Genomic DNA, 16,644 nt, shown 5'->3' with positions numbered 1-16,644 from the left:
TCCTTTTTCCCGGCAGATTGCTCTGAGTAGTGGGACATTCGTCAACAAATTCCTTCTTTTCGTCACATAAACTTGACTGTCGGTGAACGGGTAAGCAACTTTGCTGAAAATTATATTTATGATGGAAAGGAAGACGGTACATGTTTTTATTTTATTGCTATTCGTATTTAATCTGTGGGGGCAAATATCCTCTTCATTGGAGATTACAGGAAAAATAGTAGAGCAGACTACGGAACCTTTGCAAAACGTTACATTACTGGTTTTAAATCCCGGGGATTCTTCCTATGTAGCAGGAACTGTTTCCGATTCGGACGGTAGTTTTTGTATCGGAAAAATACCGGTACAGAATTATTTGCTCGAAATATCCATGTTGGGGTTTGGCAAGAAATATATAGAAATTAAGCCAGGGCAGAAACTGAAGGTAGATTTGGGCATCCTTATCTTGGAACAGGACGCTTATAGTTTGAAGGGTGTTGTGGTGATAGCTCAGCAAAAGCAGATAGAGGTGGATGCCGGTAAGATGGTGGTTAATCTATCCGCGTCTGTTTTGGGCTCACAGGGAAATATACTTGACGCCTTGAAGAATTTGCCCGGAGTCGTTGTTCGTGAGGATGGTTCTGTTTATCTGAACGGGCAAGCAGATGCACAAGTTTTGATAAATGACAAACTGACATATCTGACCGACGAGAACCTGATTAATTTGTTGCGTTCCATACCTTCTTCTTCTGTCGATAATGTGGAATTGGTATCTCATCCTTCTTCTAAATATGATGCGGCAGGTAATTCCGGTATAATTAATATCCAGATGAAGAAGGTAAAGTTACAAGGAATGACTTTTACTGCAACTTCTAATTTGGAATATGGAGAGAATTTGAGAGGGAATGAAAATCTCTTTCTGACAGTTCAGAAAAACAAACTTAATTTTTATGTGAATTATTCCTTTTATGGAGGACAGGACTGTTTGGCTCTTACTTCTTCCAGAAATTATCTGGATATTCTTTCTTCTCAAAACAAAGGCTTACAATTGGATATTATGGCAGACCGTACTTTTAGGAGTTTTTCCCATTATCTCCGAACCGGAATCGATTATGATCTGTCGGATAGATGGGCGACGGGTGTTTATATTACTTCCAATTGGTACCAGTGGAAGAAAGATGAATGTACACAATCTGATTTTATAGGCAAGGTGGCTTTGCCTGATTCTATGTTATCGACCTACAATCTGTATAAACGCCATCACACAAACCTGACGGGAGGTGCAAATATTTCTTATAAGAAAGATGATTTGTTGAAATGGGATACCTCTTTTGATTTCCAATTGTTTGACCATACCGGAGATTTATCTCAACAAAGCCTCTTTCTGGTAATGGATAACATACTCCGGAAAGATACTTTGACTGGGGGAATAAACGGAAAGATTGATATTTATACCGGACAAACGAATTTAAATTATACCTTATCCGACAAATTTAAACTGCTGGCAGGGGTAAAGACTTCTTTTGTAAGGGTAGATAATACGACGCTGTATAAAAATCCGCAAGGAGGAATCTGCCAGGAAAATAGCGAACTCAGCTCGGCATTTGCTTATCGTGAAAATATAAATGCTGTTTACGGGATATTGGATGCTCAATGGAACGACTCTTTTTCCTCCGAAGTCGGTTTACGGTTGGAAAATACGAATGTGAATGGCAAGCAATCCGGAGGAAACAGGAATGATACGACTTTTGTGCAACGATATACTCATTTATTTCCGACCTGCATGATTAAATACCAACCGTCGGAACTGCATAATTTCTCATTTGTATACGGCAGGCGTATTGTCCGTCCGAACTATAGGGATTTGAATCCTTTTGTAGAAGTAAATGACCGTTACCTGCACGAACTGGGAAATACGGAACTAAAACCGGAGTTGACGGATAATGTGGAACTGCTGTATGCTTTCAGAAAACAATACAGTGTCGGTCTGTTCTATTCCCACAGGCTACATCCTATTACTAAAAGTTATCTGGTAGATGAAGATGATGTAACGATAGTCATGCCACTGAATCTCTCGTCTAACCATTCAGCCGGTATACGACTGGGATTAAACAATCTGAAACCGTTTCAATGGTGGCAGCTACATATAAATGCGGCTTTTGTGTATAAGCAGTATCATTGGTCTGTAGCAGAGAGTGTGGAGAAAAACCAAAGGATTACTCCAATGGTAAATATGAATAACCAACTTTTGTTTCCACATGACTGGTTTATCGAGTTGAATGGCTTTTATAATGGGATGATGGTGGAAGGGCAGGCATTGATACATCCTGTATGGATGGTCTCTGCCGGTATAAAGAAAAATATATTCAGGAATAAAGCAACCGTTTATTTGTATGTGAATGATATATTTTCTTCCAACCGGGCTTATATAGACCTGTATAGCCCGATGCTGGAAGGATGGTATAAGGAGAAAAGGGATACACGGGTTGTCGGAGTTACGTTTACGTACCGGTTTAATTCAGGCAGTAAAGTGAAAGTTCCTCGTTCGGGAGATAGGATAGATGAAAGTAAACGAATAAATTTGTAAAATGGATACGGATAAAAAGAAAAGAAATATCATCCAGTGGTTTTATCCACTTTTTCTCGGACTGGTCATCTTCAATGTCCTGAGAGCGGTTACGGATTTTACTAAAAGGGATACTTTTTGGACTGGAGATATGCGGTTGCATTTCATATCTTTATTTGTTATTATTCTTTACTGTTACTGGTGTGATTTTTTGTGGAAGCGGGAATTAAAGAAATTATGCCATGTTTCAGGAATAATCCGTCCGGTTGTCAAGGAATATATCGGAAAGTTTCTGGCTTTGTTTATTCCCTTCAACCTGATAATAGTGGTGGGGGAAACAATTGGTATTTTTTATATGGGAGACGGGATTGTAGATTATATGCTGGTGAATGTGGTAATGATTCCCTTTCTGTTGCTCTATTATACGCTGCTCCGTAATTCGTTCATGAATAAATATTACGTTGAACAAACCCTGCAACTTGAAAAGTTGAAAAGCAAGCAATTGGAAACGGAACTTGATTATCTGAAAGCCCAATATCATCCTCATTTTCTTTTTAATGCTCTGAATACGATTTACTTCCAGATAGAGGATAAAAATATTCTGGCAAAACAGAATATCGAGTTATTATCCAAATTACTGCGCTATCAGTTATATGCAGTAAAAAATATCGTAACGATAGGACAGGAAATCGCTTTCATTTATAATTATGTTCATTTCCAGCAGTTAAGGATGAGTGAGAGGCTACAAGTGGATTGTGTGATTGACCCGCTATTAAAGGAACAAGCCATACATCCGTTATTGTTTCAGCCTTTATTGGAAAATGCCTTTAAATACGTAGATGGGGAATATCATATACAGATTCGCCTTCAGCAGGTAGATAAAGGCATCCGGTTTACGGTCGAAAATACGCTTGGTGATATGGAACAGGTTGTATCTCTAAATGGAAATAGTAACCGGGGTATAGGCATTGAGAATCTGAAACGCCGGCTTGCCTTATTGTACCCCGGGCAATATACCTTTACAGCAGAAAAAGAAGAGAAACTATATCGTGCCTGTTTGTTTATAAATTTAAAAGGAAATGAAAATTGAATGTGTCATAACAGATGATGAGCCTTTTGCCCGGAAAGGGTTGAAAGGATATGTGGAGAAGGTGGATTTCCTTTCTTTGGTCGGCGAATGCGAGAATGCGCTTCAGTTAAATACATTACTGAAAAACCAGGATGTGGATTTACTTTTTCTGGATATAGAGATGCCTTATTTGTCTGGTCTGGATTTTTTAAGCGGTTTGCAGAATCCGCCGAAAGTAATCCTGACAACAGCCTATGAGCAATATGCACTGAAAGGGTATGAGTTCAATGTTTTGGATTATCTGCTAAAGCCTATATCCTTTGAACGTTTCCTTAAGGCGGTAAACCGGATATACGAAGCCTGTGAAAAAGAACAAAAAGTAGAAGAAACGGAGAATTATATATTTGTGAAAAGCAGCGGATTGTATAAAAAGATAATCTTCGATGATATTTTGTACGTGGAAAGTATGGAAAATTATGTAGTAATCTATACTTCGTCGTCAAAAGAGATTATCCATTCCACCCTGAAAAATATGATGGAAGTACTTCCATCCTCCATTTTTTTGCAGGTACATCGTTCTTATATTGTAAATGTACACCAGATTCAGTCTGTTGACGGAAATCAATTGATAATAGGTACATATAAAATACCGGTGGGAAAAGGATTGCGTGAAGAAGTCTTCCGTACGATACTTAGAAACCGTTTAATGCGCTAACTCGTTTATTTCCCCATAAACTCTGAAGGAGTCTTGCCATATTGTTTCAGGAAGCAAGTGGAGAAATAGGCAGGAGAGGAAAAGCCGACCTGAAAGGCAATGATATTAATACGTTCTTCGCCTTCTTGCATAAGCTGTACGGCTTTTTTCAGGCGTGCCACTTTAATAAAGTCTACGGGGGAAAGTCCGGATAGTCCTTTTACTTTCCGGTACAGGCTGGAAGTACTCATTCCCATTTCCTGTGCCAGCATTTCTACATTCAGGGCTTCGTTCGACATTTGTTCTTCCAGGAAAGCATTCAGTTTGTTGAGGAATATATCATCGACAGGTGATACGGAAAGCGTACTGACCGGCGTTGACGGTTTTTCAGAATAGGTCTTAACCAACAATTCACGGCTTTTCAGGAGGTTGTCTACCTGGGCGAGCAACAGTTCGATGGAGAAGGGCTTTTCCATATAGGCATCTGCTCCGGTATTCAAACCTTTCAGGCGCGATTGCAGATTGTGCTGGGCTGTCAGCAAGAGGAACGGAATATGGCTGAAGCTAACGTCATTTTTTACTTTGTTGCATAATTCGAAACCATCCATAACAGGCATCATTACATCACTGATAATCAGGTTTACGGCATTGTTATTAAGTTGTTTGAGAGCCGTATCCCCGTTATCGGCTTCCAGTACCTGATATTTACCGGATAATTCCCCGGCAATAAACCGGCGCATATCGCTCTGGTCTTCTACAATCAGGATTAACGGTTTATCCGGGATTTGTGTAGCAGGAGCTGCTGGCATTGCTTCCGTTTCTTCTCCTCCGGAAATCGTTGCATAGAACTCTTTCTGCTTTCTTGGAAGTACCAGGGTAAAACGATTCATCTTATCCGGAGTCTGGCTGTAAGATAAAGAGCCGCTATGAAATTCGGCAAGGGAAAGGGCAAGAGATAGCCCGATACCGCTACCTTGTTTGTTTTCTGTTTCTTTCAGGCGGTAGAAAGGGGAGAATATCTGTTCCTTTTCGCTTTCCGGAATCAGATAGCCATCGTTGGTTACTATTATGGTGAAGTTTGTTTCATCATTTAAAACTTGTAAAAGAATCGTCTTGTCGGAATATTTGATGGCATTCGTCATCAGGTTATCCATGATTTTGGAAAAGGCTTCCCTGTCGATGTAGGCAAAAAAGGAGGAGGCCGGAATGTCGAAGGTGAAAGTTTTATGTTCTTTCTCCATAACCGGAAGATAAGGTTGCAAAATCGTATTCAGCCAAAGCTTGATATCTGTTTTTACATAATTCAGGCGGAAACCGCGGCTTTCCGTTTTGCGGAAGTCGAGCAATTGGTTGCTGAGGTTGAGAAGGCGTTGCGTATTTTTCTCGATAGTCCGCAGGTTCTTTTTTGTCTCGATGGTGCCGTCTCCAGATTTGATAATCTTTTCCAACGGGGCATTAATCAGCGTAAGCGGAGTACGTATCTCATGCGTGATAAAAGTGAAGAATTGTATTTTTGCATCGTACAGTTCTTTTTCTTTTTTGCTTTCAAAGATTTGCCGGTTGATACGGTGCCGTTCCTCCAGTTTGGCCTTTTTATATCTGTAGAACAGATAAATCAGGATAACAGCAATCAGTATGTAGCAACCGATAGCCCAACTTGTCGCCCAGAACGGGGGAGTGATAAGGATTGCCAATGTCTGTTCGTTATCCTGCCAGATTCCGCTGCTATTGGTCGATTTAACCCTGAATGTATAATTGCCCGGCGAAAGATTTGCAAAAGTAACTTCCTGCTTTTTATCCATGTAAATCCAATTGTTGTCGCTACCATCCAGTTTATACATATACCGGATTGCATCGGGAGCGGTGTAACTAAGAGCTACATACGATAAAGTAATCGTTGAGGCATTATAAGGCAATTCCACCTTTTGCCAGTTTTCCGTATAAGAGGAAGAAAGTTCCTGTTGTCCTTTCTTCTCTGCAGGGGCATGGGTACGAGTGATATAAATGGGAGGGGAGAAGGTATCTTCCCTGAACTGTTCGGGTTTGAAAGAAATCATCCCGTTTATCGTTCCCATATAAATCGTACCGTCCGGGGATTTGTAGGAAGAGCTGTAGTTGAACTGTGTTTCATGCAATCCGTCCTGGTAGGAGAAGATTCGCATCGTATAGCTTTCCGGGTTGAAGCGAACCAATCCGTTTGCCGTTGAAATCCAGAAATACCCGTTTGTATCTTCCACAATCCGGTAGATAATGTTGCTGGGTAATCCGTCTTCCACATTGATGCGGTTGAATAAGTTGGTCTGTTCGTTGTAGACGGAAAAGCCGTTGTCGGTAGTAGCCCATATACGCCCGTGCGAGTCCTCGAATACGGATGTTGTATTGTTGCTGCCGATGCTTTGCGAACGGCTTATATCAGAGGTGAAATGCTGCATGGTTCCATCTTCCCGCCGGAAACAATGAATACCGTTTGTTGCTGCTACCCATATATTGCCGGATTCGTCTTCGTAAATTTGCCGTATCGAGGCATGAATGTCTTTCCACGGGCTGAAACTGTCGTTCTCTTTATTATAGATAACAGTACCATTGGAAGTTCCGGCAAGAAATTCGTTGTGCCTGGTTTTATAAAAACAAAGAACGAAATCCGAGTTCAATCCGTTTCCGGTACTTTCCTGGGTATAACGTTTGATTATTTTACCGGAAGGAATATCCAACACATCGATACCTCTATTGAATGTTCCCACCCATAGCTTGTTCTCATCAGCAAAAAGGCCATGTACGTTGGTTGCGGATAAAGGATGTTGCGGATTATTGTAAGAATAGTTTGTAATTTCTCCGGTATTCGGGTTATAACAGTTTATGCCGTTGTCTTCTGTTCCTAACCATAAGTTACCATATTGGTCCGGACAAATTTCGCGGATCGCATTACCCAATAGCTGCGGATGTGTTTTCCCCCCGATGTAATGTTTGAATGGTGTATATTCTTTAGGCAGATAGCTGATTCCTCCGAAAAAGGAACCGACCCAAATACCTCCTTCACGGTCTTTCGTCAGGGAATAAACGGCATTGTCTGAAATGGTATATTCGTTTGTCAGTGATTTTTTTAATTGGGTGACAGAGCGGGTCAGAATATTATAGATGAAAATACCGGATTCCGAAGCAATCCAATATGTATTGTTATTATAAGGAATAATGGCACGTACCTGTATATCCGGTATCAGGGTGGTTACTGATTGGGTGGATGAATTAAACAGTTTAACCCCTCCCTTGTCGGTCCCTATCAATATACCTAAATCCGGAACTGTACAAATCGTGGAGATACTGGTTTGCTTTTTCCTGTCTTCTTCATTTAATACGGATACGGAATTAAATTGTTCGCTATGGGTATTATAAAAATGCAGGTTGTGGAAATCCGCAACCAACGGTTGCCCTTCATCCGAAAGCGTTATTGCCGAGTAAGCATCCGGGGAGCAGCGGTATAACCGCGTCGTTTGGTCTGTTGGCGAATATCTGACCAGACGGTCGTAATCGAGGAACCATAGATTCCCTTGGGTATCTTCCTGCACGAAACGGAAAAACTCAGGATTGCTTTTTCCCGTATCGAATTGTAACGGGTGAAAAGTATCTGCTTGGTAGTCATAGTAAGAGGTTCCCCAGTTGGTACATATCCATAGTTTATCTTCCGAATCTTCAAAGAGGCTGATAATACGGTCGTTCGGAATACTTTCAGGGCGGTAGGAGTTATGCCGGTATACTTTGAATGCATGTCCGTCGAAACGGTTCAGTCCGTCGTCCGTACCGAACCACATAAATCCCCGTTTGTCCTGTAAAGCGCAATAAACCGTATTATGGGATAATCCCTGTTTATTATTGTAATGCCGGAAATACATATTTTCTCCCCGAACTATTTGTAATCCGGGCAGCAGGAACAGATAAACAAGGAAACAGAAAAAGATTCTCATAAGATACCGTATCATGTGCTTTTCTGAGAACGAAAGTAGTAAAATAAAGAAATATACCATAGAGTGGCACAATTGTTTTTTTATTTGCTCTTAAATCAGCGTTTTCCGCTTCATTCGCATCCGAATAATTATTAGCCTCAATCATATTTTATAACTCTTTTGAATATCAATCATTTAAAAAATGAATGAATGATTTGTTGAATGATATTTGAACGCTTTTGACCGAAAAGAGAAACCCGTTCCAGCATAAACGCCGTTATTTTGCAAAGAAATAAATCGCGTCGTTTAGGGGATGGCAGTTGATTCTGCGTCTAACTATGTGAAATCAACTTTGTGAAGATTTAAAACAAAAGTCAAATATATCATGAAAAAAGTTTCTGTATTATGTGCTTTGTTCTTCTATTTATTAAGCGCATGTAATAGTTCCTCTACTTATTTTCAACCGGAGAAAGAAAATGCACTCCGTGCTCCCGCTTATCCTCTGGTAACGATTGACCCCTATACAAGTGCATGGTCGTTTACGGACAAACTGAATGAGGATGCCATCCGTCATTGGACGGGAAAGAAGCATCCGTTAGTAGGTGCGTTGCGTGTAGACGGACAGGTATACCGCTTTATGGGTGTGGAAGAACTTCCTTTGAACATGATATTACCGACTGCGGCACGTGAAAGATGGGATGCCGCCTATACGGAAAATAAACCTTCCGGTAATTGGACAAATCCTGGTTTTAGTGATGCATCCTGGAAGAAAGGAAAAGCCGCTTTTGGAACTACCGATATGCAAAACCTGTCTACCCCGTGGGAAAGTAAAGATATCTGGGTACGCCGTACCTTTGACTTGCCGGAAGATTATAGCAATAAAACCGTTTATCTTGAATATTCGCATGATGATGTATTTGAACTGTATGTTAACGGACAGCAAGTAATCGCGACCGATTATTCCTGGAAAAATAATGTATTGAAAGAGTTGTCTGCCGAAGTAAAAGCAACCTTGAAACCCGGAAAGAATGTAATAGCGGCCCACTGCCATAATACAACCGGAGGTGCTTATGTGGATTTCGGTTTATATACAAAGGAAGAAAACAGTACATACTTCGACCGGGCAGCCATCCAGAAGTCTGTGAATGTATTGCCAACACAGACCTTTTATGTATTTGAGTGCGGACCTGTACAGTTGGATGTCGTCTTTACCGCTCCTTTGTTAATGGATGATTTGGATTTGATGACGACACCTGTTAATTATTTGTCTTATCAAGTACAGTCATTGGACGGAAAAGAACACGATGTACAGATTTATGTGGAAGCTACTCCCGATTGGGCTGTAAATAACCACGGTCAGGCTGTGGAAACAACACTTTCTATCGGTAAACCGGGCGACAAACTTATCTATGCAAAAACAGGAACGGAAGAACAGCCCGTCCTGCAAAAGAAAGGCGATGACGTCCGTATTGACTGGGGTTATTTTTATATGGCTGCCGGAAACAAGGAAAATGCTAATATAGGTATGGGGGGGTACCAGCAAATGAAGAAGCACTTTACAGAAAACGGAACCGCTTCAATGGAAGGCGTTCCGAATGTTGATGTAAATGCTGCGGAAGGTGTTCTCTGTTTCTCTGAAAATCTGGGAAAAGTAACTTCGCCTGCAAACGGATTCCTGATGATCGGTTACGATGATTTGTATGCTATCCAGTATTTCAAGGAGAATCGTATGGCTTACTGGAAACATGATGGAAAAGTAGATATGCTACAGGCGCTGGAAAGAGCTAATGCTGACTATGCTTCTGTAATGGACCGCTGCCGCAAGTTCGATATACAAATGATGAACGATGCCGAAAAAGCCGGTAATAAAGAATATGCCGAACTTTGTGCTATTGCTTACCGCCAATCTCTTGCCGCCCATAAACTGGTACAGGATAAAGAAGGCAATTTGCTGTTCTTCTCCAAAGAAAACTTTAGTAACGGTTCGATCGGTACGGTAGATATCACATATCCTTCCGCTCCTTTGTACCTGATATATAATCCGGAATTGCTGAAAGGCATGATGAATCCGATTTTCTATTATAGCGAAAGCGGACAGTGGAATAAACCGTTTGCCGCACATGATGTCGGAACTTATCCGCAGGCTAACGGACAGACATACGGAGGCGATATGCCGGTAGAAGAAAGCGGTAATATGTTAATCCTCGCTACGGCTATTGCCATGTGCGAAGGCAATGCCGACTATGCGAAAAAGCATTGGGAAGTATTGACAACATGGGCTAACTACCTGTTGAAAGAAGGATTAGACCCGGAAAACCAGCTTTGCACGGATGATTTTGCCGGACATTTCGCCCACAATGCCAATCTTTCCATTAAAGCTATCATGGGTATTGCCGGATATGGAAAACTTGCAGAAATGTTGGGCGACCAGGCTACAGCCGACAAATATATCGGCGCCGCCCGCGAGATGGCGCGGAAATGGGAATCCATGGCAAACGATATCGACCACTACCGCCTGACATTCGACCACCCGAATACCTGGAGCCAGAAATATAATCTGGTATGGGATAAACTGTTTGGAATGAATATCTTCTCACCTGTAATTACAGAAAAAGAAACGGCTTATTACCTGACAAAACAAAATACATACGGCCTTCCTCTGGACAGCCGTAAGACCTATACGAAATCAGACTGGATTATGTGGACGGCATGTCTGGCAGACGATGCAAGCTATTTCAACCAACTGGTTGCCCCGGTCTATAAATATGCAAATGAAACGACAACCCGTATGCCGCTGAGCGACTGGCATGAAACAACAAATGCCAATTCGGTAGGTTTCCGCGCCCGTTCGGTTGTGGGGGGATACTTCATGAAAATGTTAGAAAAAAAGAAATTTCAAGGGGTTGCTGCGAAGCAGGCTCCAAATATGACCAATGTACCTGTTTATCAAAAAAGTGAACTGTTTATTGAGTTACCTGATTATTGTCCAACGCCGGATGGCATGGCGGTGGCACCGAATGGGGATTTAGTTTTGGCATGCCCGAACTTCGCCGACCTGTCTAAACCTGCTTGCCTGGTGCGGATTACAAAAGACGGAAAAGTCAGCAAATGGCTGGATGTTCCCGTTCTTTCCGAAACAGGCTGGGCGGCTCCGATGGGACTGGCTTTTGATGAAGATGGCAATTTGTACATCTGCGACAACCAAGGCTGGAGTGGCGCTGCAAAGGCAAAAAACAAAGGGAGATTGTTGTGTTTAAAGTTCAAAGATGACAGGTTAAACGAAACCGTAGTGGTAGCTTCAGGGATGGAGCACCCTAACGGTGTTCGTTATCGCAATGGAAAATTGTATGTAACCCAGAGTTCCCTTTCTTCCATACAGGACCCTTCCGGTTTACTGGTAAGCGGCGTGTATTGTTTCGACAAGAACGATAGGAATATAAGGGTGACGAATACGAAAGCAGACAAGAACCTGATTACAACAGTTATCACGAAGAATAAAGACGTACAATACGGGTTGGATGGAATTGTTTTCGACAAGGAAGGCAATCTGTATGTGGGCAACTTCGGCGATGGCGCCGTTCATAAGATCGTGATGGACAAAGACGGAAAAGTCGTAAGCAATGACGTCTGGGCACACGACCCTTCACAGCTTCGTACCACAGACGGTATGTGTATCGACGACGACGGCAATATCTGGATTGCCGACTTCTCGGAAAATGCCGTAGCGCGTGTGGATAAAGAAGGCAACATCCAACGTATTGCCAAAAGTCCGGATTGCGACGGTAGCGACGGCGGATTAGACCAACCGGGCGAACCTATCGTATGGAACGGACAATTAATCGTTTCCTGTTTCGATATCGTCACCGGACCGGATAAAACAAATACCGGACACGACAAGCCGTTTACTTTGGCAAAGTTGCAGTTGAAGTAAGAAACACACAAACATTATTATAATACCATGAAACACTACTTGTCTACATTTGCCGGCTCGGCAATATGCGGAGGGTTCGCGTTCGGCATATGGCCGGAACTTTGGAAAACCTATGGGCTGATGGGAGGCTGGCTTGCCGCTACGCTGATTATCGGAATCATGTGGTATATGAACCACTATAACGGAGCTATATTAAATCCCGAAGGGAAAATCTGGCTGGACCAGGGATGGTGTATCGGCGCTGCCGGTATTGCTTGGGGAATAGTCCGTTTCCAGGGAGATATTACTAACTTTTTTCTGGCTGTTCCCACGTTGTTCTGCTGTTTGATAGGCGGAGCGCTTGCCGGGGTTACAGTCTGGGCGATGCGTTCGTGTGGCAACCGTCTGTCGAAAGAGGAGGATGCCGTATGAGCGAATGGTTGCTGACTTACAACGAATGCCTCGGCATGTACAACGCCGGGATACTAACCAGTATATTCGGCGCTTTTGCCGTTACATTCACCGTATTGCTGTGCTGGCCCAAACTGGTAAAAGATTTCGGGCCGATAGGCGGCTTTATGGCAGCCGCATTTATTATAGGAACCTTCTGGCTGGTAAACCACAAACTTCCCGGCTTCGGGTTCTCTACCGGGTTGCTACCGGATGCCAACGGGTTGCCGATGCAGTTCAGCCTGATTCACCAGGGAGCGCGAGGCAGTGCACCGTGGGTCGATATGGGTTGGGCGATAGCCATGGGATTTGTTGTGGCTGATTTGCTCTGTGCCCCTAAAGGTTCGCGTGCAGGATTGCTGAAAGAAGCATTCCCCCGTTGGGTGGTGATTATCGCCGGAGGAATTGTTGGCGGCGTATTGGTCGGCCTTACCGGATATACGAATGCCGCCCTTTAGTTCTTAATCTTTCAAATATTATCGATATGGCAAAATATATAATCGCCCATGATTTGGGAACCAGCGGAAATAAAGCGACACTTTTCGACGAAGAAGGCAAGCTGGTTTCTTCTTTTGTTTCCGCTTATGCTACCGATTACGCTTCCGGCAACCGTGCCGAACAAAACCCGTACGACTGGTGGAAAGCGATTGTGGAAACAACACATGCCCTTTTGCAACTCGTTTCTCCCGATGATATAGCAGGAATCGCATTAAGCGGCCAGATGATGGGATGCCTTTGCGTGGATAAAAACGGAAACCCGTTGCGCCCGCATCTTTTGTATTGCGACCAGCGTTCGCAGGAGGAAGAAGCCTGTCTATCGGAACGCATCGACCCGCTCCGTTTTTATGAGATTACAGGCCATCGTATCAGCGCCTCTTATTCCATCGAAAAGCTGATGTGGATAAAGAAGCACGAACCGGAAGTGTTCCGGAATACCGGCAAGATGCTGAATGCAAAAGACTATATCAATTTCCGCCTTTGCGGTACAATCGCTACCGACCCGTCGGATGCCTCCGGCACGAATGCGTACGATTTGAACCGGTGGGAGTGGAGCCATGAAATAATAGAGGCTGCCGGACTGGATTTGTCTCTTTTCCCTGAAGTCCGTTCCTCCATCGACGTCATAGGCGAAGTAACTGCGGCGGCTGCGGCAGAAACCGGTCTGCGTAAAGGTACTCCTGTGATTTGTGGAGGTGGCGACGGCAGTTGTGCCGGAGTAGGCGTGGGTTGTGTGGCTCCCGGAACTTCTTATAACTATCTGGGGTCGTCTTCCTGGGTGGCGCTGACGGTAGAGAAACCCATCGTCGATGTGGAACGCCGTACGATGAACTGGGCGCATGTGGTACCGGGCATGCTGCATCCCTCGGGAACCATGCAGACAGCCGGAGCTTCATACAATTGGATGGTAAACCAGCTATGCCAGGCGGAACAGAAAGCCGCTTTATCTTCCGGGCGCAGCGTATACGAGCTTATAGACGAGCAAATAGCTGCATCTCCGTTAGGGGCAAACAAGCTGTTGTTTCTCCCGTATTTGATGGGCGAACGTTCCCCGCGCTGGAATGTAAATGCCAAAGGCGCATTTATCGGCTTGACGGTCGGACATACCCACGGCGATATGCTCCGTTCTGTTATGGAAGGGATAACGATGAATCTCGGATTAATCGTCAACATTTTCCGAGCCCATGTTCCGGTTGAAAGCATGACTGTGATAGGCGGCTGTGCCAAGAATCCTATCTGGCAACAGATGATGGCGGATATCTACCAAACGGAAATAAAAATACCGAACTATCTGGATGAGGCTACTTCCATGGGGGCAGCTATCCTTGCCGGTATCGGTTCGGGGTTGTTTAAGGATTTCAGCGTAACAGACCGCTTTATCCGTATCAATAAAACCGTGCAGCCGATTCCTGAAAACGTAGAGACATATAAACGGTTGATGCCCGTATTCGATAAAGCATATGATAGCTTGAAGATGCTTTATGCAGATTTGGCGGAATTGTAAGAAACCGGAAGGAGTTGCTGAAGAGTTGAAAAACGAAAAAAGAAGCTCGTGGAAGGTGCTGAAAGCCTGAAAAACGAAAAAAGAGGTTTGCGGAAGTTGCTGAAAGCTTGAAAAATGAAAAAAGAAGCTTGTGGAAGTCTCCGAAAACCAGAAAAATGAAAAAGGAGTATTTCGGGAGTTCCCGCGAACTTAAAAAACAAAAAAAGAAGAGCTCGCAAATTGCGAAAGGCATTAAATATAAAATTCTAAAAAGAGAGTGATAAATGGAAGGAAATAAAATGAAAAGCGTAATCATAACGGAACCGGGTAAGGTGGAAATCCGGGAAATCGGAATGCCCGTTATTACCCCTTACCAGGCATTGGTCAAGACTGAAATGGTTGCCCTGTGTAATGCGACCGACAGCAAACTGATTGCCGGACATTTCCCCGGACAAGACCAGTATCCGATGGCTCTCGGACACGAAAATGTAGGTATAGTGGTCGAAACAGGAAACAAAGTGAAGAACTTCCGTGTAGGCGACCGTGTAATAGGCGGCCTGAATGCCACATTTACGACTCCGGGTATCTATAGCGGATGGGGAGGTTTTAGCGAATATGTCGTAGTAAACGATTTTGAAGTACTGAAAGAAGAAGGACTTGCCACGCCTGAACAGGGATGCTGGGACAGTTTCGAAATACAGAATGCCGTACCTGCCGATGTACAGCCGGAAGAAGCGGTAATCGCCTGTACATGGCGCGAGATATTGGGAGCCTTCAAAGATTTCCGTCTGGCTCCGGGAAAGAAAGTGATGGTATTCGGTGCTGGACCAGTGGGGCTGAGTTTTGTCAAACTCGGAAAACTGTTCGGCCTCGGGCAAGTGGATATCGTAGACATGCTCCCTGAAAAACTGGAACTGGCACGCCGGATTGGAGCCGACAACGGCTATACCCCGGCAGAAGTCGGCACGCCCGAATTTATAGAAGCTGCCGCCCGTTCGTATGATACCATTATCGATGCCGTCGGGTTGCCGTCGATCGTAAACTCCGCGCTTCCTTTGATTAAGATGGCTGGCGATATCTGCGTGTATGGGGTGATGACCAAACATCCGACACTCGACCTCGACCGGGCTCCTTACAATTTCAACCTGTATATCCATCGCTGGCCTACCCGTTCCGAAGAGAAAGCCGCAATGGGACCGTTGGCTCAATGGATACGCGAAGGCAAACTTTCCGCATCCGATTTTATTTCCCATCGTTTCAAAATAGACCAGATAGACGAGGCACTGGCTGCCGTTCGCCGCAATGAAGTAATAAAAACAGTATTGACATTTTAAATAGAATAATCGTTATGAACGAAATAATAGCAAACTTATCGGTAGAAGCATTGGCAGGAATGATAGACCATACGTTCCTGAAACCTTACGGAACAGAAGAAAATATTGAAAAACTGTGTGCGGAAGCCCGCGAATACGGCTTTGCCATGGTGGCAATCAATCCGGCGGAAGTAACCACCTGCGTGGAATTGCTGAAAGGCTCGAAAGTGCGTACCGGTGCGGCAATCGGTTTCCCGCTCGGACAAACCACAGTAGAGTGCAAAGCCTTTGAAACACGTGATGCCATAGCCAAAGGTGCTACGGAGATAGATACGGTCATCAACATCCGCGCTTTGCAGAAAGGCAAACTCGATATTGTAAAACAGGAGTTGGAAGATATGGTATCCATCTGCCGTCCGGCAGGCGTTATCTGCAAGGTGATTCTTGAAACCTGTTACCTGACGGATAAAGAAAAAGAAACCGTTTGCCTTATCGCTAAAGAAGCCGGTGTGGATTTCGTAAAGACCTCGACCGGATTCGGTACGGCAGGTGCAACCGTTCACGATGTGGAACTGATGCGCCGTGTAGTCGGGCCGGAAATAGGCGTGAAGGCTGCCGGAGGTATCCGCGACTTGGATACGGCGCTTGCCATGATTAAAGCCGGGGCGACCCGTATCGGTACATCCAGCGGTATAGCCATTGTCGAAGCCTATAAGGCATTAAAGAATAAAGGATAATTCCTTACCG

10 protein-coding genes and 1 pseudogene are annotated in these 16,644 nt (G+C 43.9%); 10 read left to right on the top strand and 1 reads right to left on the bottom strand.

The genetic code is table 11. The features are described 5' to 3' along the window. Window positions 1-118: 118 nt before the first annotated feature. The 3 genes from ACGE0T_RS15315 to ACGE0T_RS15305 are packed head-to-tail and all read left to right on the top strand — an operon-like array spanning window position 119 to window position 4,326. On the top strand, window positions 119-2,563 hold the full coding sequence (locus ACGE0T_RS15315) for a TonB-dependent receptor (RefSeq protein WP_459187480.1): 2,445 nt from the start codon (window positions 119-121) through the stop codon (window positions 2,561-2,563). 1 nt (window position 2,564) lies between these two features. Next, window positions 2,565-3,632, top strand: coding sequence for a sensor histidine kinase (locus ACGE0T_RS15310; RefSeq protein ID WP_459187479.1), 1,068 nt, complete (start codon window positions 2,565-2,567; stop codon window positions 3,630-3,632). Continuing rightward, on the top strand, window positions 3,622-4,326 hold the full coding sequence (locus ACGE0T_RS15305; protein WP_459187478.1) for a LytR/AlgR family response regulator transcription factor: 705 nt from the start codon (window positions 3,622-3,624) through the stop codon (window positions 4,324-4,326). The genes ACGE0T_RS15310 and ACGE0T_RS15305 overlap by 11 nt, the downstream gene beginning before the upstream one ends. 5 nt (window positions 4,327-4,331) lie before the next feature. Here the strand turns inward: ACGE0T_RS15305 and ACGE0T_RS15300 are convergent, their stop codons facing one another. Then, on the bottom strand, window positions 4,332-8,264 hold the full coding sequence (locus ACGE0T_RS15300) for a hybrid sensor histidine kinase/response regulator transcription factor (RefSeq protein WP_459187477.1): 3,933 nt from the start codon (window positions 8,262-8,264) through the stop codon (window positions 4,332-4,334). A gap of 364 nt (window positions 8,265-8,628) precedes the next feature. Between ACGE0T_RS15300 and ACGE0T_RS15295 the strand changes: the two are divergent. The 7 genes and pseudogenes from ACGE0T_RS15295 to deoC all read left to right on the top strand — a co-directional run. Further along, window positions 8,629-11,133 (top strand): annotated as a pseudogene (locus ACGE0T_RS15295) (glutaminase domain-containing protein); the annotation flags it as partial. Between the two features lie 36 nt (window positions 11,134-11,169). After that, on the top strand, window positions 11,170-12,174 hold the full coding sequence (locus tag ACGE0T_RS15290; RefSeq protein ID WP_459190486.1) for an SMP-30/gluconolactonase/LRE family protein: 1,005 nt from the start codon (window positions 11,170-11,172) through the stop codon (window positions 12,172-12,174). A gap of 27 nt (window positions 12,175-12,201) precedes the next feature. After that, complete coding sequence (locus ACGE0T_RS15285) at window positions 12,202-12,585, top strand: Lin0368 family putative glycerol transporter subunit (protein WP_459187476.1); 384 nt, start codon at window positions 12,202-12,204, stop codon at window positions 12,583-12,585. Continuing rightward, window positions 12,582-13,061, top strand: coding sequence for a Lin0368 family putative glycerol transporter subunit (locus ACGE0T_RS15280; RefSeq protein ID WP_459187475.1), 480 nt, complete (start codon window positions 12,582-12,584; stop codon window positions 13,059-13,061). The genes ACGE0T_RS15285 and ACGE0T_RS15280 overlap by 4 nt, the downstream gene beginning before the upstream one ends. Before the next feature lie 26 nt (window positions 13,062-13,087). Next, a complete protein-coding gene (xylB, locus tag ACGE0T_RS15275; protein ID WP_459187474.1) occupies window positions 13,088-14,605 on the top strand; it encodes a xylulokinase in 1,518 nt (505 codons plus the stop codon). A gap of 278 nt (window positions 14,606-14,883) precedes the next feature. Beyond that, entirely contained in the window at window positions 14,884-15,918 is a 1,035-nt protein-coding gene (locus tag ACGE0T_RS15270; protein WP_459190485.1) for a zinc-dependent alcohol dehydrogenase, read from the top strand. A 14-nt stretch (window positions 15,919-15,932) separates the two neighbouring features. Further along, window positions 15,933-16,634, top strand: coding sequence for a deoxyribose-phosphate aldolase (gene deoC / locus ACGE0T_RS15265; protein WP_459187473.1), 702 nt, complete (start codon window positions 15,933-15,935; stop codon window positions 16,632-16,634). The last annotated feature ends 10 nt before the right edge of the window (window positions 16,635-16,644 follow it).

Source organism: Parabacteroides sp. APC149_11_2_Y6 (assembly GCF_054506995.1).
This window is presented reverse-complemented; position numbering and strand designations above follow the sequence as displayed.